The following is a 19530-nucleotide window of genomic DNA, read 5'->3' as shown; positions in this document are numbered from 1 at the left end:
AGGAAGTTCGCCGTGGCGTTGGTCTCCGCAGGCAGCCCATCCGATCATGAGCCGCGCCGGTTCAGCCATTCGCGAAGGGCGCCGGCAGCTTCCGATTGCCAATCGGGGCCGGTGGCACGCAAGGCTTCGGCGAGATCCTGATCGACATTCAGGCTGATCTCTTCGCGAGCACCGGCCGCGGCATAGTCCCGAGTGAGGGTTCCCCGCGCGGGTCGGACGATCCTGTCGCCGACGGCATATTCTGCGCGGTCGAGTTGCTCCTCCGTCAGCTCCACGCCGTCATCAGGGTCGATCCAGTCGCGGTCGGACTTTTCGGGCTTCCCGTTCATGGCAATGCCTCATCGAAATCACATGGCGCGCAGGGGGCCGCGGGGTCCAGACGATCATGACGAGACGGTTCTCGAACAGACCATAAGTCTGGAATCGCGGCTCGCCATAGTCGCGTCTGTCGTCCGCGATCGTCAGCGTCGGCCCTTCGAAGATCTGAGCCGCATCTTCGAAGTCCAGTCCGCGAAGGTTTAAGGTCAGCGACCGCTTCGCGGCATCATACGAAACCTTCATTCGAGCCGCTTGCCGCGTCCGTTGGGACAGGCAGCGTAGACGCGCCTTCCTCCCGCGGCAAGAGCCTGCCGAGCCAGCGGCCGAGCACCCGCTCCAGATCGTCCATGATCGTATAGACCACCGGCACGTAGACAAGCGAGAGCAGCGTCGAGGAGACGAGGCCGCCGATCACCGCGATCGCCATCGGCGCCCGCGTCTCGGCGTCGGCGCCGAGGCCGAGCGCCAGCGGCGCCATGCCGGCGCCCATGGCGATCGAGGTCATGACGATCGGCCGGGCGCGCTTCTTCGCCGCGTCCATCAGGGCGCCGAACCGGTCCTGTCCGCCGCGCCGGGCGACGATGGCGTATTCGACCAGAAGGATCGAGTTCTTCGCCGCGATGCCCATCAGCAGAAGCACGCCGATCAGCACCGAAATCGCCACGGACGAACCCGTCAGCCAGAGGAAGCCGAAGGCGCCGCCGATCGACAGCGGCAAAGCGGTGAGGATGGTGACCGGCTGCAGGAAGGAGTTGAACAGCAGCGCCAGCGTCGCGAACATCAGCAGGACGCCGGTCGCCATCGCCATTTCGAAGCCGGAGAACATCTCGTTCATCCGCTTGGTGTCGCCCTGGGCCTTTTCGTAGATCCCATCGGGCAGGTTCTTCATGGCGGGAAGGGCGGCGATCGCCCGTTGCGCCTCGCCGAGCGTCAGGCCGGAGAGTTCGGCCTCGATGCTGGCCGTGCGGTCGCCGCCGTAATGGGTGATCGTCGTCGGGCCGGCGCCGAATTCGAAGCGCGCGATGGCGCCGAGCGGCACCGTGCCGAAGCTGCCCGCGATCTTCAGCGCCTCGATCCGGTCGAGGTCGCCCCTGGCATCGTCGGTCAGCGTCGGGACGATGTAGACCTGCCGATCGCCGAGGCCGTATTTGGCGAGCGCGGCGTCGTTGGCGCCGATGGTGGCGACCGACAAAAGCCTGGCGACGTCGCTCGCCGTGATGCCGAGTTCGGCCATGCGCTGCTTGTCCGGCCTGACGACGAGTTCGGGCTTGGCGGCGGCCGCGTCGGAGATCGGATTGAGGAGGCCCGGCACCGCGCGCATATCGGCGGCGAGTTCGTTGGCGGTATCCGACAGTTTCTCGCTGTCGGCTCCGGCAAGCGTGATCTTGACCTTCGAGCCCGACTGGTTGTCGGCGCCGAACTGGATCCGCGCGCCGGCAATGCCGTCGAAGGCGCCGGCGAGCCGTTTCTCGAATTCCTGCTGGGAGCCGTCGCGCGCGTCGCGGGCGACGAGATTGGCGGTCACCGTCGCCGAATTGACGCTTGCCGTCGTCGTTCGCTGCGGGCCGCCGCCGCCTTCGGAGGCCGTGCCGATCGAGGCGAAGACGCTTTTGACCTCCGGCTGCTTCTGCAGGATGGCGCCGACCCGTTTTACCACGGCGTCGGTCTCTTCGAGCGTCGAGCCGGGGACGAGTTCGACCGAGACGAGGGACCGGCCGCGGTCGGAGGCGGGCATGAACTCGGTCGGCAGCCCGATCGCCACATAGACCGAGCCGGCGAAGAAGGCGATGCCGAGAAGCGCCGTCAGCCAGCGGAACCGCAGGGCCTGCCGCAACACGGCGAGATAGGCCGGAACCCAGCGCGGCGCGTCGTCTTCGCCGTGGCCGCTGCCGGCCTTCACCAGATAGGCGCCCATCAGCGGCGTCAGCAGCCGGGCGACGATCAGCGAGAAGGCGACCGAGACGCAGACGGCGATGGCGAAGGAGACGAACAGCTTGCCCGGAATGCCCGGCATGAAGGCGACGGGCAGGAACACCGCGACGATGGTCGCCGTCGTCGCGACGACCGCGAGGCCGATCTCGTCGGCCGCCTCGATCGCCGCCTCATAGGCGCTCTTGCCGCTTTCGCGCATGTGCCGGACGATGTTCTCGATCTCGACGATGGCGTCGTCGACGAGAATGCCGACGACCAGCGAAAGGGCGAGGAGGGTGATGTTGTTGAGCGACAGGTCGAGCCAGGCCATCACGAAGAAGGTCGGGATCAGCGACATCGGCAGGGCCGTCGCGGCGACGATGGTGGCGCGCAGATCGCGCAGGAACAGGAAGACGACGCCGACGGCCAGCAGTGCGCCGAGCCACAGGGCTTCCAGTGCCGCGTCGTAGCTCTCCTCGACGAAGTCGGAGGACGACGTGACCTCCGAAAAGCTCACGTCCCGGTTCTTCGCGTCGATCGCCTTCACCGCGGCGCGCACCGCCTTCGTCACGCCGATCTGGCTCGAACCCTTGGCGCTGTAGACCTGGAAGCTGACGACCTCCTTGCCGTCCAGCCGGGCGCGGTTGCGCGGCTCTTCCCAGCCGTCGACGATCTGGCCGAGATCGGAGAGGCGGACCGACTTGCCGGAGCCGATGGCGATGGGCGTCTCGGCGAGTTCGGCGATCGAGCCGGCGCTGCCGAGGGTGCGCACCGACTGTTCGGTGCCGCCGATCACCGTGCGGCCGCCGGCCTGGTTGAGGTTCTGTGCCGCGAGCGTCGTCGTCACCGCGCCGACGGTGGTGCCGTAGGCATCGATCCGGGCCGGATCGAGCTTGACCAGGATCGCCCGGTTGACGCCGCCCGAGCGTTCGATCTTCGAGACGCCGTCGACGGCGAGCAGCGCTTTCGAGAGGGCGTCGTCGACATACCAGGACAAATCGTCGGGCTTCATGCCGGGCGCATCGACGACATAGGTCAGGATGGCGTTGTCGCCGGCCTGGACACGGGAGACGATCGGCGTCTCGGCCGCGTCGGGGAGCTGGCTCCGGATGCCGTCGATGGCGTTCTGGACGTCGTCCGTCGCCTCGATGAGTTCGGTGCCGAGTTCGAATTCGATCGCCGTGACCGACGAGCCTTCGCTGATCGTCGAGGTGACGCTCTCGACGTTGGAGATCGAGGCGACGGCGTTTTCGACGAGGTCGGTGACCTGGGTCTCGATTTCCGTCGGCGAGGCGCCGGTCTGGGTGATCGTCACCCGGACCATCGGAAAGTCGATGTCCGGCATGTTGTTGACGCGAAGCTGCATGAAGCCCCAGGCGCCGGAGATCGCCAACGCCAGGAACAAGACGATGGTCGGCAGCGGATGGCGGATCGCCCAGGCGGAAATGTTCTTCACCGGGGCTCCCCCTCGCTCGAAGCCTGCCCCTCGCTCGAGGCCTGCCCCTCGCTTGAGGCCTGCTTCGTGACGAGCCGCACCTTGTTGCCGTCCTGCAGGAAGCCGGCGCCGCTGGTCACGACCCGGTCGCCGGGGGCGAGATCGCCGGCAACGGCGACTCGGCCTTCGCTGCGTGGGCCCACCTCGACGGGCACGGCTGCGACCGTATCGTCGGCGCCGACGCGGAAGACCGCGGTCCTGCCTTCCTGCCAGGTGAGCGCCCGATCGGCGACCGTCAGGCTCTCGGCGCCGCCGGCGGCGATCGTCGCGGTGACGAACATGCCGGCCTTCAGTCCGGCTTCCGCCGGCAGCGGGATGACGACGAGGGCGAGGTGGGTGTCGGTGTCGAGGACTTCGTCGATCGAGCCGAGCGTCGCGGCGATCCGGCTGCCGTCGGGGGCGGTGACGACCGCGTCGCTGCCCGGCCGGAGGGTGGAGACGGTGTGTTCGGGCAGGTCGATCCGCGCCTCCAGCGCGCCGTTCTCCTGGATCTGGGCGATCTCGGTCGACGCCTGGACGATGATGCCGGGGACTGCGGGGCGCGCCGAGACGATGCCGGCGAAGGGCGCGCGGATTTCGGTGCGGCCGCGCTGGACGTCGAGGGTCTTCCGGGCGGCTTCGGCCTGGGCGAGGGCGGCGCGGGCGGTGGCGACGGTGGTGGCGTTCTGCTCGGCCGTCTCCTTCGAAATGGTGCCGGATTTCACCAGCCGCTGGCTGCGCTCGCTGGTCGAGACGGCATTGGCGAGCGTCGCCCTGGCGCTGTCGATCGCAGCGTCCTGTTCGGCGATCTGGGCGTCAAGGAGGGCGCCGTCGAGCCGCGCGATCACCTGTCCCGCTTCGACATGATCGCCCTGCTTCACCAGGACGTCGGTGAGGCGGAGGCCCGTCGCCTCCGATCCGACGACGACCTCGCGATGAGCGGCGACGATGCCGTTGCCGACGACCGTCTGGCCGAGCGCGTCACGGCGCACCGTGTCGGTGGTGACGGTGAGGCTCGCCGGCTGGGCATCGGCGCTGGCGGCAATCGCCGGCGTGTCGGCGGCGGCTTCCCGGTCGCCGTGCTTTCGGGAAAAGTCGATCGAGCCGGCAACGACCACGACGCTCGCCAGGGCCACGACGGACAAAAGGCTCCATCTGCTCGCAAGGAATCTCATCGGCGCGCACACACTCGTCGGCATCTTCGGGACGACCGGAAAGATAGACGTTCGCGCCGATCGCTTCCATGCGCGGCTGGTATCGATCTGTAACGAACCGTGTCAGCGGGACGAGCGCCCGCGGCCGCCGCGACGATAGCCTGAAAGAGCGACGACCGTGCCTCGCCCCTGGGGGCGCTCGCGCCTCAGAACAGGGAGCCCTGGCCTTCGGCCGGGGGCTTTGCGCGGGGTTTGCGCGGCTTCGGCCGAGCCGGCACCGGGGCCGCGGAGCGCGGCGAGGACGGCGGCGCGGCCTCGCCGTCGGTGACCACGGCGCCGCGACGCTGACGACCGGCAAATTCCAGCGTCACCGCCATGCCGGCGGAAAGCTCGTCCGCCCGCGTCAAGGCGTGCTCCGCCTCGTCGCGGACGATCGCGTAACCCCGCTCCAGTACATTGAGGGGCGACAGGCTCGACGCCAGCCGCCAGGCATTGTCCACCCGCTGGCGGCGACGGGCGCGCTCCTGCGCCTCGGTCCGTTCGAGGCGCTCGGACAGTTGGACGAGCGACAGCCGGGCCGCTTCGCTTCGCGCCTTCAGCGTGTGAGGCTTCAGATCCGCCGCCACACGGTCGAAGCGCCGCCGCGCCGCGTCGAGCCGCACCCGCATGCCGTGATCGGCATGGACGGCATGATGGCGCAGCGTCGACCGTTTGTCCCGGAGCGAGGCCTCCAGCGTCGCGGGCACGAGCCTCGCCGAAGCGCCGGCGAACAGCCGCCGCTTTTCGCCGACCGCGTGGCGGAGATTGCCGGCGAGCCCCGTCGTCGCCTCGTCGAGCCGCCGGCGCGGCTGTTCGAGCAGCGCGTCGATGCCGGGCATCGCCCGGGCGAGCGCGGCAAGACCCTTCTTCTCCTGGTCGAGCCGGCGCGAGATCGCCCCCGAGAGCCGCGCATTGTGGCTGGCGATCTGCGCCAACAATTCGGCGCGCACCGGCACCGCCATTTCGGCGGCGCCCGTCGGGGTCGGCGCGCGGACGTCGGCGGCATGGTCGATCAGCGTCCAGTCGGTCTCGTGGCCGACCGCCGAGATCAGCGGAATTTCCGAGCCTGCGGCGGCGCGCACCACCGCCTCGTCGTTGAAGCCCCAGAGGTCTTCGAGGCTGCCGCCGCCGCGCGCGACGATGAGGACGTCCGGTCGCGGCACTTTGCCGCCGGCCGCGATGGCGTTGAAACCTTCGATCGCCGCCGACACCTCAGCGCCGCTCGTCTCCCCCTGCACCCGCACAGGCCAGACCAGCACATGCACCGGGAAGCGGTCGGAGATGCGATGGACGATGTCGCGGATGACGGCGCCGGTCGGCGAGGTGACGACGCCGATGACCCGTGGCAGGAAGGGCAGGCGGCGCTTGCGCTCGCCGGCGAAGAGGCCTTCGGCTTCGAGCTTCAGCCGCCGCTCGTTGAGGAGCGCCATCAGGGCGCCGGCGCCGGCCGGCTCGATCGCCTCGATGACCACCTGGTATTTCGACGAGTTCGGATAGGTGGTGAGCCTTCCCGTGGCGATGACCTCGAGGCCTTCCTCCGGCTTGAAGGCGAGCTTGGAAAAGCTCGTCCGCCAGATCACCGCGTCGATCCGCGCCCGGTCGTCCTTCAGGCAGAAATAGGCGTGGCCGGAGGAGTGCGGCCCGCGATAGCCGGAGACCTCGCCGCGGATGCGCACATGGCCGAAGGTCTCCTCGACGGTGCGCTTCAGCGCGCCGGAGATCTCCGACACCGTGTATTCGCCGACATTGCTCTGCGGGATCGATTCGGTGAGGAGGCTCATGGCCGTCAGTGTGGGGTCGGGGCGCGGCGCCGGCAAGTCTCCGCGCGCGCAAAGCCGCGGCATGGGCGCTGCGCGAGGAGATCACGGCGTCGCGTTGTTCCCGGGCGCGGCCGCGATAGTCAGGAGGAAACCCTCGGAGGGAGGTTCGACGGAGCCAATGGCGAGGATGCCGATTTCGCCGACGCCGAGCTTCGCTCGGCGGTGCTGGGCTGTCTCCTCGGCACCCGGAGCATCTTCGGGCCGGCACGAAGTGGTCCACGGCCGTGAGTGCCGATAGCCGTCGCGCCTCCGCTACTCCGCGGCGACGCCCATCCGGGCCGGCCTCGGCCGCTGCGGCCGGACCAGTCGCGTGTCGGGAAGGTGCGAGGGCTTGGCCGCCATCTCCGACGGCGGCAGGTTGGCGAGGCTGTCGCGGATGTGGTCGACGAGGGCGGTGACGACCTGGCTTTCGGCGTTGCGGGCGCGAATGACGCCGATCTCGTTGTCTTTGAGCAGCGGAAAGCCGTCCGACGCGCCGAGCACCCGCATGCCCGGCCGCAGCGCGCATTCGGGCAGGACGCCGACGGCGAGCCCGGCGAGGACGGCCGAGGCGACGATCTGCGCCGACCACGACGAGAACAGCACCTTGTAGCGCCGGCCCGCATCGTCGAGCGCCTTCAACCCCTCGGCGCGCCAACAGCAGTTCGGCCGGCCGAGGGCCAGCGGCAGCACCTCCTCCTCATGCACGTCGTGGGCCGCCGAGGTCATGAAATGCAGGGGCTCGCGCCGGACGATCTCGGGCACCACCTGGCTGATCGTGCAGTCGGCGACGAGGGCGACGTCGAGCCGTCCCTTGTCGACGTGGTCGGCGAGATTGGACGACGGCTCGCAGGCGATCTGCAGTTCGACGAGGGGATTGGAGCGGGTGAAGCGGGCGAGGATCTCCGGCAGGAAGCGCTCGGCGTAATCGTCCGGCAGGCCGATCCGCACCTGGCCCTGCATGGCCTGCTGGTCGAAGGCCGACAGCGTCTCCTGGCTGAGGGTCAGCATCCGCCGCGCATAGGCGAGCAGGCGCGAGCCGGCGTCGGTCAGAAGGATCGACCGCCCGTTGCGCTCGAACAGCGAGGCGCCGAGCCGCTCCTCCAGCCGGCGGATCTGCATCGACACGGCGGACTGGGTCTTGAACACGTCCTCGGCCGCCTTGGTGAAGCTGCCGGTGTCGACGATGGCGACGAAGGTGCGGAGCTGGTCGAGGTCGAGCGGAGAGACCATGCGGGGTAACCTATGAAGAAAACTGATCCCATACATTACGAACATTCGTTGGTGTGATCAATATCGCAGACGTATGGTGATCAAGTCAGGAACAATTCGGGGGTCGCTGCTGCCCGTCGCTTCACGCGGCGGAAGGCGCGGCCCCGCTTTTTCCCGACTTATGGCTGCGAAAGGAGATCAAGCCATGACGATCACTGCGAGACAGACGACCACCCATTCCGCCGCCGGCCGCTTCGTCGCCGGAACCCGCGTCTTCGCCACCGCCGCCCGTGCGATCGTCAAAACCATGATCAATCGTCGCCGGGTCCATCGGCTCGCCGACATGCCGGATTACGTGCTGAAGGACATCGGCATCCGCCGTGACGACATCGCCCTCGCCCTCGATGCCGAGTGGCGCGAGGACCCGAGCTACAAGCTGGCGCTGATCGCCGCGCAGCGCCGCCGCGGCACTCTGGAAGGCTGACCCCGCGGGCCGGCGGCAGGTCCGCCCCGCCGGCAACCGAAGCCCTTCCACGCGGCCGGCCACTCCCCCTGGCCGGCCGCAACCGTTTCAGGCTGCAGATCCGGCGGTGCTTCGCCGCCGAACGGCGTCCGGCCGGGCCGTCACGCCCCGGTTTCGGCCGCATCCTCGTTTTCGTCTTCCGGCCGGGTCAGCCGGGTGAACAGCAGCTTGTCGATGCGGCGGCCGTCGAGATCGACGACCTCGATCTCGAAATCGGCATATTGGATCCGCTCGCCGATGTCGGGAATGTGCCCGAACTGGTCGAGCACCAGGCCTGCCACGGTCTCGTATTCGCGCTCGGCCGGGAACGACAGCTCGTCGATCTTCAGCGCCAGCCGGTCGACCGTCATCGATCCGTCGACCAGCCAAGATCCATCCTTGCGCAGCACCGCTTCGGGCACCTCGTCCTCGCCGCCCTCGGGCAGCGAACCGGCGATGGCGGCCAGAATGTCCTGGGGCGTCGCGATGCCCTCGAAGGCGCCGTATTCGTCGAGGACGATCGCCATGTGCACCCCATGGGCGCGAAAGCGTTCGAGCAGCTTGAGGATCGGCATGCTCTCGTTGACGTAGAGCGGCTGACGGATGATCTCGGCGAGCGCGACCTTGCCGCCGACATGCTGCTGCTCGAGAATGTCCTTGGTCTGCACGATGCCGACCACCGCATCCTCGTCGGTGTCGAGCACCGGGTAGCGCGAGTGGCCGGTCTTGACCATTTCGTCGAGCGATTCGTCCGGCGCATCGTCGACGGCCACCCAGTCGACGTCCGGCCGGGGTACCATGATCGAGCGGACGTTGCGGTCGGCGATGGAGATCACGCCTTCCAGCATCTCCCGCTCCTTCGCCTTGAAGACGCCGGTCTCCGTCCCCTCGGCGATCATCGCCCTGACGTCCTCCTCGGTCACCTTGTCGCTCTCGTCCCCGGTCAGGCCGAAGACCGCCGTCAGCGTTCGCGTCGAGATTTCGAGCAGGGCGACCAGCGGGCGGCCGACCATCGCCACCAGGCGCATCGTCGGCGCGACGAAGCAGGCGACGGCTTCCGGCCGCGACAGGGCGAAGCGCTTCGGCACCAGTTCGCCGACGACCAGCGAGAAATAGGTGATGACGACGACGACGAGGACGAAGGCGGCGTCGTCCGCGACGGGGCCGACCACGGGCCAGTCCCGCATGAGCTCGGCCAGCGGGCTGGCGAAGACCGAGCCGCCGAAGGCGCCGGCGAAGATTCCGACGAGAGTGATGCCGATCTGCACCGAGGAGAGGAAGGTGGTCGGGCTTTCGGCGAGCTTCAGGGCCGCTTTCGCCCCGTGCCGGCCTTCTCTGGCAAGCTGCTCCAGCCGCCTCCGCTTCGCCGAGACCACGGCGAGTTCCGACATGGCGAAAAAGCCGTTCAACAGAATGAGGGCGAAGATGATGGCGGCGTTGAGGAGGAGCAACGAAAGTCCCGGATCTTGTTGCAGCTCGGAATGCCCACCACGGTTTGCACCGCGGGGATCCGAGAAAAGGAAAGCGGATATAGGGGCAGGATCGGGGAGGCGAAAGGGCGGCTGCCCTCGGCACGTGCCCGCCGCCGTTCCGCCGGTCCGGCAATGTCCCGGCCGGCTCTGCCGAGGCTGCCACCCGGCGAGACGGCCTTTCGTCAGTTCTTCTCCGGCTCGTCGTTGCGCAGCGCCGGCTTGGGCGCGAAGAGTTCCAGCATTCGCCGCGCATAGTCCTGCTGAAAGGCGAGCGCCGTCTCGGCGAGGCTTTCGGCCGGCGCTCCGGCGCGTGCCTCGACCTCCTCGCGCTTCGGTGCCGGTGGCGCGCTCGGAGCGGGGGGTGGAGGCGGCGACCCGGCTCCGGCAGACGGCGCCTCGCCCATCGGCGGAAAGAGGCGGAAGCCGCGGAAGAACTCCTCCATCGCCGCCGGATGGGGCGGCGGCAGCCTGTCCGCCGGCGCGGCGGCCGGTTTTTGGGGAGCGCGCGTTTCGCTGCGCCCCTCGCCGGTCTCCGGCGGCAGCCAGGGCAGGGTCCCGGTCAGGGCGTTGGAAAACATCTGGTTCAGATAGTCCGATCCCGGCATCGGCATCGGCAGTCGCCGGCCGGGCGGCGGCTGATCGGACGGCCGGCCCATCGCCTCGACGGCGTTGGCGCTGCGCCTCAGCATCTCGGCCATGGCGCCCGGATAGTCGCCCTCGGCGAGCCCTTTCGGCTGGCTGCGGGTCAGATTGGCCATCATCATCTGCAGCATGGTGCCGATGGTCATCACCGCGACGTTCCGGATCATCATTTCGACGGTGTCGGGAGCGACGCCGCTCGCCACCGACACGTGACGCGCCACGCTGGAGACGAGATCCTTCGAGCCGAACAGCGCGTTGGACAGGTCCCGGCCGAGCGGGCTGTTGGTGGCGCCGACCGGAAAATCGGAAGCCTCGCTCTGGACGAAGGGCTGGTAGTGGCGGGCGATGTCGCTCCAGGCGCCGGGCACGATCATCGCCCGTTGCAGGGCGAGCGCGAAGGCGGGCGCGAGCGCCGTCATCGTCTTGCGCAGTTCTTCGTGGCTGAGTTTGAACGTGTCGGCGAGCCGGTCGGCCGCGACGCCCGAGTCGCTCGCCGTCAGCCAGTCGAAAAAGTCCGTCATGGTCCGCCCTGCCGGCTGGATGCCCATCCACTCGACGAATCGATGCTACAGCATCTCCGCCGAAAGCAAAATCAGTGCGTCACTGATCGCTGGACAATAGCGCGCCCGACAGGAATGCGTAGTGAGGCGAAGACGATTTCGCGCCGGAAACCCGTGTCCGCTCATCCGGCCGTCCCGCAGCGACGGCCGGGGTGGGAAGCGGCTGCGGCGGGACGGCGCGCCGACGGGGAGTTTGGCGGTCTCGAACCGCCATTGCCGCGGCCGGGCCGGCAATCGGTTCAGTAGGACAGATGCTTGAACAGCCGCGGCATCGAGCGCTCCCACTGCCCTTCGTAGAGCCGCACCAGCTCTTCGGCCGAGGTGGTGCCGCGGGCGACGACCTCCTCCAGCGGGGCGAGGAAGAAGCTCTCGTCGTTGCCCTCCTCGTTCAGCCGCCCGCGCGCCTTCAGACCCTTGCCGGCCATCTCGACGGTCGCCCGGGCGAGTTCGAGCACCGCGCCGTCGCGGAACTTCGTCCGGAAACCGTCGCGCGGGACCGCGTCGCGCATCGCCTGCACCTCTTCGAAGGTCCAGTCGGCGGTCATCGCGTCGACCGCGGCGAGCGTCGCCGGATCGTAGAGGAGGCCCACCCAATAGGCCGGCAGGGCGCAGATCCGCCGCCACGGCCCGCCGTCGGCGCCGCGCATTTCGAGGAAGCGCTTCAGCCGCACGTCCGGAAAGAGCGTCGACAGATGGTTGGTCCAGTCGCCCATCTGCGGCTCGGGATCGTCGATCTCGCCCTTCAGCGCGCCGTCCATGAACTGCCGGAAAGTGACGTGGGTGGCGTCGTGATAGCGCCCGTTCCGGGTGACGAAATACATCGGCACGTCGAGGGCCCATTCGACGTAGTGGCGATAGGTGAAGTCCTCTTCGAAGACGAAGGGGAGGAGCCCCGAGCGCTGGTTGTCGACGTCGTGCCAGACTTCCGAGCGCCAGGAGACGAGGCCGTTCGGCTTGCCTTCGGTGAAGGGGGAGTGGGCGAACAGCGCCGAGGCGACCGGCTGCAGCTTCATGCCGACGCGCATCTTGCGGCGCATGTCGGCCTCGTCGGAGAAGTCGAGATTGACCTGGATGGTCGCCGTCCGCAGCATCATGTCGAGTCCGCGCATGCCGACCTTCGGCATGTAGCGGCGCATGATGTCGTAGCGCGACTTCGGCATGATCGGCGTCTCGGCGAGCGTCCACAGCGGCGAGGAGCCGATGCCGAGAAAGCCGATGCCGAGCTCCTTGGCGACGGCCCGGACTTCGGCGAGATGGGCGTTCGATTCCCGGCAGGTCGCGTGGATCGTTTCCAGCGGCGCACCGGACAGTTCGAACTGGCCGCCCGGCTCCAGCGAGATGGCGCCCATGCCCTCGGCGCTGTAGAGGCCGATCAGCCGTCCGTCGTCGAGGATCGGCTCCCATCCCGACAGCGAGCGCATGCCGTCGAGAATCGCGCGGATGCCGCGTTCGCCGTCGTAGGGGACCGGCGAGAGGTCGTCGACGTAGTAGCCGAATTTCTCGTGCTCGGTGCCGATGCGGAAATCCTCCGCCGGCTTTTCGCCGTCCTTCAGATGCGAAATCAGCTCTTCGAGCGTCGACACCGGGGTCAGATCGGTCGTATCGCGCGCCATTCTTCTCGTTCCATTCGTTGCGCAAGCGCCGTCGTTCCGGCGCGCGGAACCGGCCATTCCACGAATGGCGTGGTGCCTCGAATCCGCGCAAGGCGCAAGATTGGATCGGTTGACGGTGCGGCCATCGGGATGGCGCGTCGCCTCAGGAGGCGCTTCGCCAGTCCCCGACGCAAGCCTGCACCACCGCCAGCGCCGCGACGGCGGCGGTGTCGGCCCTGAGGATCCGCGGCCCGAGCGAGATCGCCGTGACGCCGGCCTCGGCCATAAGACGCGCCCGCTCCTCAGTCGAAAAGCCGCCCTCGGGCCCGATCAGCAGCGACAGCGGTCCTTTCGGCAGCTTGCCGAGGGTCTCGACCGGGCTTTCGGCATCCTCGCGCTCGTCGCAGAAGATCAACGGACCGCGCGGCAGATAGGCTTGAAGGGCCGCGTCGAACTTCAGCGGTTCGAGGCATTCGGGGATCGACAGGATGCCGCACTGCTCGGCCGCCTCGACGGCGTTCGCCCGCATGCGCTCGACATTCACCCGGCTCGCCTGGACGTGCTGGGTCATCACCGGCTGCAGGATGCCGGCGCCCATCTCGACGGCTTTCTGCACCATGTAGTCGAGCCGGGCGTGCTTCAGCGGCGCGAAGAGATAGGCGAGCGTCGGGGCGGGTGTCGGCGCCCGGACCCGCTCTTCGGCGACGAGGTCGGCCTTCTTCTTCGCCGTCCTGGCGATCCGGCAGCGCCATTCGCCGTCTCGGCCGTTGAAGGCGAGGACGGTTTCCCCGTCCGCAAGCCGCATGACGGACAGGAGATAGTTGGCCTGGGACGGATCGAGCGGAACCGTGCCGTTTTCGGCGAGGTCGGCTCCGACGAAGAGGCGCGGGCTCTGGAAGTCGTAGTCGGGCATGTCGCGTCCTTTCGCCGGCAACCTAAGGCGCGGCGCGCCGTTGTCGCCGCAAATCATCCATTCATCCGAAAGGGACGTTTCATGGATTTGCAGATCAGAGACAAGGTCGCGCTGATCACCGGCGCGACCGGGGGCATGGGCTTTGCCACCGCGAAGATCCTCGCCGAGGAGGGGGTGAAACTCGTCCTCTCCGACCTGAAGATCGACCGGCTGGAAAAGGATGCCAAGGCGCTGGCGACCGACGTCCTGTGCATCGCCGCCGACGTCACCGACCAGGCCGCCGTCGACACGCTGGCCCGCGAGGGGCGGGAGAGATTCGGCGCGATCGACATCGTCGTCCACACCTCGGGCATCACCGGCGCCAAGGGCGATCCGTTGGAAATGACCGACGAGGACTATCTGGAAGCCTGGCAGATCGACTTCATGTCGGCCGTGCGCGTCGCCCGGGCGACCTTCCCGGCGATGCGCCAGAAGGGCTGGGGCCGCTTCGTCTGCATCACCTCGGAAAACGCCGTCCAGCCCTATTGGGAGGAGGCCACCTACAACACCGCCAAGGCGGCGCTCGCCGCTTTCGTCAAGAACCTGTCCTATGAAGAGGCCAAGCACGGCATCCTCTGCAACACCGTCTCGCCGGCCTTCATCGAGACCGACATGACCGACGGCATGATGGAAAAGCGCGCCAAGGAAATGGGCGTCTCCTTCGACGAGGCCGTCGAGAGCTTTTTGGAAGAAGAGCGGCCCGGCATCGTTCTCAAACGCCGCGGCCGCGTCGAGGAAGTCGCGGCGGCCATCGCCCTCGTCGTCTCCGAGCGCGGCTCCTTCATCAACGGCGCCAACCTGCGCGTCGACGGCGGCTCGGTCCAGGCCGTGCAGAACTGAGGGGGTCTCGGCGATCTCCCGAAGCCCGCGCTGCGCGTCGCCTTTCGCGAGGCGAACGCCCCGCCGCGTCCCCGGTCGTCTCGGCGCCGAAGCCGCAGTCCCCGCGGCGGCGGAGGCGATGCCATCCGCCGGCCGCAATCGCCCGGCACCTGCCGCCGCCCTGGCCATCGGCGGGACATTGAGACGCCAAGGCAGTCGACGAACGTCAGTTACTGCCATCGGTCGAGATGGTCGTGATCCGGCTTGGCAGAGAAGGCGTCGCCATCGGCGACGTGCGTCAGACTTGAGATCGCTTCACGTTTCGGGCCATCTGCCGCCGATGTCTCCGGGTCGGACAACTGCAGAAGTGGCGGTGAGAGAGGGATTCGAACCCTCGATACGGTTTCCCGTATACACGCGTTCCAGGCGTGCGCCTTCAACCACTCGGCCACCTCACCATCGTCCGAATCTGACCGGATCGGCCCGGCTGCGGCCGTTAAGGGCCGTCGTCGGGTCGAAACTTGACGCTCGCCATTGCGGAAGAAGCGCCCGGGTCCGGCGTGCCGGACCATCTTCGAACGGCGGGGGAATATGACAGAACGCGCTTGGCTTCAAGCCCCGATTTCCGGGCCCGCCTCGGGCCGCTTTCGAAAATGGGGGCGAGGGGGGCCGGGAGCGAGCCGTTGGCCGCTCGGCGAATGTCTTGCGCGGTTCCCCGTGGCTGGCCGGCGCACCGCTCCTCGCGCTCCCTCCCGGCGCCGATTCCGCTCCGGCCCGGCCCGGCGCGGCCGGTGACGCTGCCGGGGCAGAGCGGGCGGGGGAGGCGGGACGGCTTCGTGCCGTCAGGTCCGCCCCGGTGCCGGACCGGTCGCCTCGTCGTCGTCCCTTCGGTCCTCGTCGAGTTCCTTGACGATGTCGGCAAAGCCGCGGAACAGCTTCTGCATCCGCTCGATGGCCATGTCGGTCTCGTCGCTGCCGGTGAGGGCCGAGCCGCCCCGCGCGCGTTCGGCCTCGAGCGCCGAGACCCGCCGTTCCAGCGCGCGGATCCGAGCGTCCGAAGGAGTCACCGCATCGGGGCCGTCCTCGCCGCAGCCGATCGTCTCGCCGACGACGCGGCACGGGGCAAGCCGTCCGGTCGCCGTGTCGAGGCGGGCGACGACGCCGTCGATACTGACGATCTGGTAGCGGCCGGCGCTCTCCCCGGCCTCGATCCGGCCGAGACCGGACTGGGCGTTCGCGGCCGGCGTGGCGAGCAGCGCCGGTGCGAGGGCGATCGCTGCCGCCCGGACGAAGATTGCTGGTGCCATGCTCTTCCCTCGCGTGATGTTGCCGGCTCAGGCCCCGGTCGGCCCTGTCGCTTCGCCGCGGACGCCGAAAGCGATCGGCCGGCGCGCGGGTCTTTGCCGGGCGGTCAGACCTTGCAGCTTTCGGTGGCCTCGATGTGACGGCGGAATTGATTTTTTCCCGATTGTTTGGCACCGAGATGCCATGACCCAGACGATCTACAAAATCCTGCCCCGCCCCCTGTGGGAAGAGGCCAGGGCGAAGGGCAGGCTCGACGGTGCGCCGGTCGATCTCGCCGACGGCTTCATCCATTTTTCGACCAGCGCCCAGGTGCGGGAGACGGCGGCAAAGCATTTCGCCGGGGTCGACGATCTGGTGCTCGTCGCGGTCGATCCGGCGCCGCTAGGTGATGCGCTGAAATACGAAAAATCCCGCGGCGGCGCGCTGTTCCCGCATCTTTACGCCAGCCTGCCGGCCGATGCCGCGCTGTGGGTCGAGGACCTGCCGATCGGCCCGGACGGCCATCACCTGTTTCCGGGATCGATGCGGTGACGAACGTCCCCGCCGTCGCGCGCTCGTCCCGGCCATGAGCCTGCTCTACCGGCTGGCGCGGCCGGCGCTGTTCCGGCTGGAGGCCGAGCGCGCCCACGGGCTGTCGCTCGAGGCGCTGAAGCGGGGCCTCGTCCGCGATCTCGACATTCCGGTGGATGGCCGCCTGCACGTCGAGGTCGCCGGCATCCGCTTTCCCAACCCGATCGGGCTCGCCGCCGGCTACGACAAGAACGCCGAGGTACCGGACGAGGCCCTGCGGCTCGGTTTCGGCTTCGTCGAGGTCGGCACGCTGACGCCCCGGCCGCAGGAGGGCAACCCGCAGCCCCGGATTTTCCGGCTGCCCGGGGCCCATGCCGTCATCAACCGGCTCGGCTTCAACAACGACGGCCATGCCGATGCCGCCGAAAGGCTGGCGGCGCGGGCCGGCAAGATGGGCATCGTCGGGGTCAATATCGGGGCCAACAAGGATTCGGCCGACCGGATCGCCGACTATGTCGAGGGCGTGAACGTCTTCGAGAGCTTCGCGAGCTATCTGGCGGTCAACATCTCCTCGCCGAACACGCCGGGCCTGCGGAGCTTCCAGTCCGGCGACGAACTCGGCAAGCTGCTCAAGGCGGTGGTGGCGGCGCGCAACGGCTATGCGGCGATCACCGCGACCAACCGCAAGCCGATCTTCGTCAAGGTCGCCCCCGACCTTTCCGAAGACCAGATCGAGGAGATCGCCGACGCGGCGCGGGATCGCGGGATCGACGGTCTGATCGTCTCCAACACGACGCTCGCGCGGGACGGCGTCGAAAAACACAAAGCGGCGGCGGAGGCCGGCGGACTGTCCGGCCGGCCTCTGATGCGCCGCTCCACCTGGGTGCTCGCCCGCTTCCGCCGCGCCGTCGGGCCGGATTTCCCGCTGATCGGCGTCGGCGGCGTCGAGGATGCCCGCACCGCGATCATGAAGATCGAGGCGGGAGCCGATCTCGTCCAGCTCTATACCGGCCTCGTCTATGGCGGCCCGCATCTGCCGGCCCGCATCCTGAAGGGCATGTTGCGCGTCCTCGACATTGCCGACGTCGACAACGTCGCCGAGCTTCGCGACCGCCGCGTCGACGACCTTCTGGCGGCGCCGCCACCCGTCTGACGAAGCCGCGAAAGGCCCTCAGCGGCCGGCCGTCGACGGGACTCGCGCAAGGCGCGGCTGGCCGGTCTTCCGATCGGTATCGATCGCCGCCGCCAGCAGCAGGCCGAGCGTCACCGCATTGAGGAGATGCCAGAGCGGGTGGGTGCCGAGCGGCCAGAGCCCGCAGAGCGGCGTATCGAGCATGCGGAAGGTCAGGGAGACGAGAAACGTCGCGCCCGCCGCGAGGACGAGGCCGCCGGGCTCCTGCTTGCGGGAAACGAGAATGCCGCCGATGACCAGCATGGCGAAGAGCGCCGGCAGGTAGCCCGCCGACGATCCGACCAGCGTCGAGAAGACGGGCTCGGCGAGGAACGAGGCGGCCATGAAGCCGGCGGTGCAAAAGCCCGAAATCAGCGCCGAAAGGCCGAAGAAGCGACTGAGGGCGAGGGCGAAATAGCCGTAGATGAAGACGGCGATGGGCAGGACGTCGGCAAGGCTCGCCCAGCGCGTCGCGAAGGTGTGGAAAAGGAACGAGCCGATCCCGATCACCAGCACGAGGACGCAGAGCGCTTGTGAGGGAAGATCGCGGCCGCCGCGCATCTTCCACAGGCTGAGGCCGACGAGGCCGACTGCGATGAAGGCGAGGTTGGACCAGGCGTTCAGGGGCTCGGCCCAGAACTGCGCGCTGGTGCGTTCGCAATAAGCGTCGATCGAGGCCGACCAATCCATACTCTGGTTCCGCTTCAGCCGTTCGCGCAGGCGTCAGTCGTCACGCGCCGGTCCGCCACGGATCATATGTCCCGAAGTTCCAAAGGTGACCTTCCGGATCGCGGCAGGAGAATTCGCGCGAGCCGTAGTCCTTGTCCTCGAGGTCCATCACCACGGTCGCCCCGGCCGCTTGCACCGCGGCGTAGAGCTGGTCGATGTCCTCAACGACGACATAGGGGCTCTGGGTCACCTTGGCGTCGTCCGGCGGCGCCTGAAAGGCGCCGAACGCGTCGTTTCGGGCATCGCCGATCATCACCATGCCGTCCCCGTGGACGAGTTCGGCATGGAGTACGCCGCCGTCCTCGCTCTCGTGCACGGCGCGGCGCTCGAAGCCGAAGACCGAGCACAGCCAGCCGATCATCGCACCGGCATTGGCGTATCTGAGGGTCGGGATGATGGTCGAATTCATGAGGGCCCGGGACGAACGAACAGACGAAAGAGGCCGCAGTCCGTCGCCGCGACCTCCCGGATTATGGTGATCTCGTCGGCCCTGTCCATCGCTCCTGCGACGAAATGGTGCGGCGGGTCCAGGTTCTCGAAGCGGACGGACCCGGTTTTTGCCCCGTCCCATGCAGCCGGCGAAGAAAGGACGACGAGGCAGGCCCGAAACCCGGTGCACTGCCGGTGCTGGCCGGCAATCGCCATCCTCGCCGTCCTGATGCTTCCGCCGCCGACGAGGACGGGCGCCCGGCCTCGCGACGATCCGCGCGGCGAGCCTTTGCCGAAATCGGCGTTCGGTCGGTCGATTTTCGCGCGAAAACCATTGAACGGCGAAAAATCTCTCACCATCTGTTTGTCATCGAAAACAAACGAGAGGTTGCTCTCCCGCGATGCTTTCTGTCGCGGCCATATTCGAAAGGAACGTGACTGCGATGACTTCACAAGCCCTGATCCGCCCGGCCTGGACGCCGGTGACGATTGCCGTGATGGTCGGCGGGTTCTTCGTGTGGTGGCCCCTCGGTCTGGCGATGCTGGCCTACATCCTTTGGGGTGAGCGGCTCGAAGGCTTCAAGCGCGACGTCAACACAACGACGGACAAGTTCATGTCTTCGATGAAACGCTCGGGCTTCAAGCAGCCCTTCGCCGCCGAACGCACCGGCAACGTCGCCTTCGACGACTGGCGCGATACGGAGCTTCGCCGGCTCGACGAGGAGCGCCGCAGGCTGAACGAGGCGGCCGCCGAATTCGAGGCTTATGCCCGCGAACTTCGCCGGGCCAAGGACCAGGAAGAGTTCGACAGGTTCATGCGGGACCGCAGGAGCCGCGAGAGCGGCCGCAACGACGGCCCGATCGTCGACGGCCATCCGGCCTGATCTGCCGGCCGAAGACGGTGCGAAGTCGCACCGGACATGCACGGCCGACGCGGTCG

At 68.3% G+C, this 19530-nt stretch carries 19 protein-coding genes and 1 tRNA gene; 5 read left to right on the top strand and 15 right to left on the bottom strand.

From position 1 onward, the window contains the following. Positions 1–44 precede the first annotated feature (44 nt). The 6 genes from LZD57_RS13750 to LZD57_RS13725 all read right to left on the bottom strand — a co-directional run bounded on the left by LZD57_RS13750 (position 45) and on the right by LZD57_RS13725 (position 7928). Entirely contained in the window at positions 45–329 is a 285-nt protein-coding gene (locus LZD57_RS13750) for a BrnA antitoxin family protein (protein ID WP_233720053.1), read from the bottom strand. Next, complete coding sequence (locus tag LZD57_RS13745) at positions 283–561, bottom strand: BrnT family toxin (protein ID WP_233720052.1); 279 nt, start codon at positions 559–561, stop codon at positions 283–285. The genes LZD57_RS13750 and LZD57_RS13745 overlap by 47 nt, the downstream gene beginning before the upstream one ends. Beyond that, positions 545–3685, bottom strand: a complete 3141-nt coding sequence (locus tag LZD57_RS13740; protein ID WP_233720051.1) for an efflux RND transporter permease subunit — start codon at positions 3683–3685, stop codon at positions 545–547. The genes LZD57_RS13745 and LZD57_RS13740 overlap by 17 nt, the downstream gene beginning before the upstream one ends. Then, positions 3682–4839 carry an efflux RND transporter periplasmic adaptor subunit gene (locus LZD57_RS13735; protein ID WP_233720176.1) on the bottom strand — a complete coding sequence of 386 codons (1158 nt, stop codon included), beginning with the start codon at positions 4837–4839 and terminating at the stop codon, positions 3682–3684. Before LZD57_RS13735 ends, LZD57_RS13740 begins: the two co-directional genes overlap by 4 nt. 224 nt (positions 4840–5063) lie before the next feature. After that, positions 5064–6677 (bottom strand): exodeoxyribonuclease VII large subunit, encoded by a 1614-nt coding sequence (xseA, locus tag LZD57_RS13730; RefSeq protein ID WP_233720050.1) that lies wholly within the window; start codon positions 6675–6677, stop codon positions 5064–5066. A gap of 291 nt (positions 6678–6968) precedes the next feature. Continuing rightward, complete coding sequence (locus LZD57_RS13725; RefSeq protein ID WP_233720049.1) at positions 6969–7928, bottom strand: LysR family transcriptional regulator; 960 nt, start codon at positions 7926–7928, stop codon at positions 6969–6971. A 184-nt stretch (positions 7929–8112) separates the two neighbouring features. On the opposite strand from LZD57_RS13725, the gene LZD57_RS13720 reads away from it, so the two are divergent. Beyond that, positions 8113–8391 (top strand): YjiS-like domain-containing protein, encoded by a 279-nt coding sequence (locus LZD57_RS13720; RefSeq protein ID WP_233720048.1) that lies wholly within the window; start codon positions 8113–8115, stop codon positions 8389–8391. A 140-nt stretch (positions 8392–8531) separates the two neighbouring features. Here the strand turns inward: LZD57_RS13720 and LZD57_RS13715 are convergent, their stop codons facing one another. From LZD57_RS13715 to LZD57_RS13700, 4 genes are all read right to left on the bottom strand, one after another. Next, entirely contained in the window at positions 8532–9860 is a 1329-nt protein-coding gene (locus tag LZD57_RS13715) for a hemolysin family protein (protein WP_233720047.1), read from the bottom strand. Positions 9861–10063: 203 nt separating this feature from the next. Beyond that, positions 10064–11044 carry a hypothetical protein gene (locus LZD57_RS13710; RefSeq protein WP_233720046.1) on the bottom strand — a complete coding sequence of 327 codons (981 nt, stop codon included), beginning with the start codon at positions 11042–11044 and terminating at the stop codon, positions 10064–10066. A gap of 278 nt (positions 11045–11322) precedes the next feature. Continuing rightward, positions 11323–12696, bottom strand: coding sequence for a glutamate--cysteine ligase (locus LZD57_RS13705; RefSeq protein ID WP_233720045.1), 1374 nt, complete (start codon positions 12694–12696; stop codon positions 11323–11325). A gap of 142 nt (positions 12697–12838) precedes the next feature. After that, positions 12839–13588, bottom strand: a complete 750-nt coding sequence (locus tag LZD57_RS13700) for a 16S rRNA (uracil(1498)-N(3))-methyltransferase (RefSeq protein WP_233720044.1) — start codon at positions 13586–13588, stop codon at positions 12839–12841. Between the two features lie 81 nt (positions 13589–13669). Between LZD57_RS13700 and LZD57_RS13695 the strand changes: the two genes are divergently transcribed. Next, positions 13670–14467, top strand: a complete 798-nt coding sequence (locus tag LZD57_RS13695) for an SDR family NAD(P)-dependent oxidoreductase (RefSeq protein WP_233720043.1) — start codon at positions 13670–13672, stop codon at positions 14465–14467. Between the two features lie 347 nt (positions 14468–14814). On the opposite strand, the gene LZD57_RS13690 is transcribed toward LZD57_RS13695, so the two are convergent. After that, a tRNA-Ser gene (locus tag LZD57_RS13690) sits at positions 14815–14904 on the bottom strand. 384 nt (positions 14905–15288) lie between these two features. Then, entirely contained in the window at positions 15289–15753 is a 465-nt protein-coding gene (locus tag LZD57_RS13685) for a hypothetical protein (protein WP_233720042.1), read from the bottom strand. 181 nt (positions 15754–15934) lie between these two features. Here LZD57_RS13685 and LZD57_RS13680 point away from each other — a divergent pair, with 181 nt between their 5' ends. Next, positions 15935–16282, top strand: a complete 348-nt coding sequence (locus LZD57_RS13680) for a DUF952 domain-containing protein (RefSeq protein ID WP_233720041.1) — start codon at positions 15935–15937, stop codon at positions 16280–16282. A 34-nt stretch (positions 16283–16316) separates the two neighbouring features. Then, entirely contained in the window at positions 16317–17414 is a 1098-nt protein-coding gene (locus LZD57_RS13675; protein WP_233720040.1) for a quinone-dependent dihydroorotate dehydrogenase, read from the top strand. An 18-nt stretch (positions 17415–17432) separates the two neighbouring features. On the opposite strand, the gene LZD57_RS13670 is transcribed toward LZD57_RS13675, so the two are convergent. The 3 genes from LZD57_RS13670 to LZD57_RS13660 are packed head-to-tail and all read right to left on the bottom strand — an operon-like array spanning position 17433 to position 19043. Then, on the bottom strand, positions 17433–18122 hold the full coding sequence (locus tag LZD57_RS13670; protein ID WP_233720039.1) for a ceramidase domain-containing protein: 690 nt from the start codon (positions 18120–18122) through the stop codon (positions 17433–17435). A gap of 40 nt (positions 18123–18162) precedes the next feature. Next, positions 18163–18570 (bottom strand): VOC family protein, encoded by a 408-nt coding sequence (locus LZD57_RS13665; RefSeq protein WP_233720038.1) that lies wholly within the window; start codon positions 18568–18570, stop codon positions 18163–18165. Continuing rightward, positions 18567–19043, bottom strand: coding sequence for a hypothetical protein (locus LZD57_RS13660; protein WP_233720037.1), 477 nt, complete (start codon positions 19041–19043; stop codon positions 18567–18569). Before LZD57_RS13660 ends, LZD57_RS13665 begins: the two co-directional genes overlap by 4 nt. On the opposite strand from LZD57_RS13660, the gene LZD57_RS13655 reads away from it, so the two are divergent. Further along, the gene (locus tag LZD57_RS13655) at positions 19034–19474 is read left to right on the top strand and encodes a DUF2852 domain-containing protein (RefSeq protein WP_233720036.1); all 441 of its coding nucleotides are present in this window, start codon (positions 19034–19036) and stop codon (positions 19472–19474) included. The two genes, LZD57_RS13660 and LZD57_RS13655, sit on opposite strands and share 10 nt — an antisense overlap. The last annotated feature ends 56 nt before the right edge of the window (positions 19475–19530 follow it).

It is taken from the genome of Jiella avicenniae, assembly GCF_021390325.1.
GTDB classification, from domain to species: Bacteria; Pseudomonadota; Alphaproteobacteria; order Rhizobiales; family Rhizobiaceae; genus Jiella; species Jiella avicenniae.
Note: the sequence above shows the minus strand (reverse complement) of the source record. Positions and strands in the feature narration are given on the sequence as shown.

Excerpts from the sequence above, each read along its gene's own strand:
- LZD57_RS13710 (WP_233720046.1), bottom strand. The coding sequence starts at position 11,044 with ATGACGGACTTTTTCGACTGGCTGACGGCGAGCGACTCGGGCGTCGCG.
- LZD57_RS13655 (WP_233720036.1), top strand. The coding sequence starts at position 19,034 with ATGACTTCACAAGCCCTGATCCGCCCGGCCTGGACGCCGGTGACGATT.
- LZD57_RS13750 (WP_233720053.1), bottom strand. The coding sequence starts at position 329 with ATGAACGGGAAGCCCGAAAAGTCCGACCGCGACTGGATCGACCCTGAT.
- LZD57_RS13700 (WP_233720044.1), bottom strand. The coding sequence starts at position 13,588 with ATGCCCGACTACGACTTCCAGAGCCCGCGCCTCTTCGTCGGAGCCGAC.
- xseA (WP_233720050.1), bottom strand. The coding sequence starts at position 6,677 with ATGAGCCTCCTCACCGAATCGATCCCGCAGAGCAATGTCGGCGAATAC.
- LZD57_RS13670 (WP_233720039.1), bottom strand. The coding sequence starts at position 18,122 with ATGGATTGGTCGGCCTCGATCGACGCTTATTGCGAACGCACCAGCGCG.
- LZD57_RS13745 (WP_233720052.1), bottom strand. The coding sequence starts at position 561 with ATGAAGGTTTCGTATGATGCCGCGAAGCGGTCGCTGACCTTAAACCTT.
- LZD57_RS13725 (WP_233720049.1), bottom strand. The coding sequence starts at position 7,928 with ATGGTCTCTCCGCTCGACCTCGACCAGCTCCGCACCTTCGTCGCCATC.
- LZD57_RS13705 (WP_233720045.1), bottom strand. The coding sequence starts at position 12,696 with ATGGCGCGCGATACGACCGATCTGACCCCGGTGTCGACGCTCGAAGAG.
- LZD57_RS13680 (WP_233720041.1), top strand. The coding sequence starts at position 15,935 with ATGACCCAGACGATCTACAAAATCCTGCCCCGCCCCCTGTGGGAAGAG.
- LZD57_RS13685 (WP_233720042.1), bottom strand. The coding sequence starts at position 15,753 with ATGGCACCAGCAATCTTCGTCCGGGCGGCAGCGATCGCCCTCGCACCG.
- LZD57_RS13695 (WP_233720043.1), top strand. The coding sequence starts at position 13,670 with ATGGATTTGCAGATCAGAGACAAGGTCGCGCTGATCACCGGCGCGACC.
- LZD57_RS13675 (WP_233720040.1), top strand. The coding sequence starts at position 16,317 with ATGAGCCTGCTCTACCGGCTGGCGCGGCCGGCGCTGTTCCGGCTGGAG.
- LZD57_RS13720 (WP_233720048.1), top strand. The coding sequence starts at position 8,113 with ATGACGATCACTGCGAGACAGACGACCACCCATTCCGCCGCCGGCCGC.
- LZD57_RS13665 (WP_233720038.1), bottom strand. The coding sequence starts at position 18,570 with ATGAATTCGACCATCATCCCGACCCTCAGATACGCCAATGCCGGTGCG.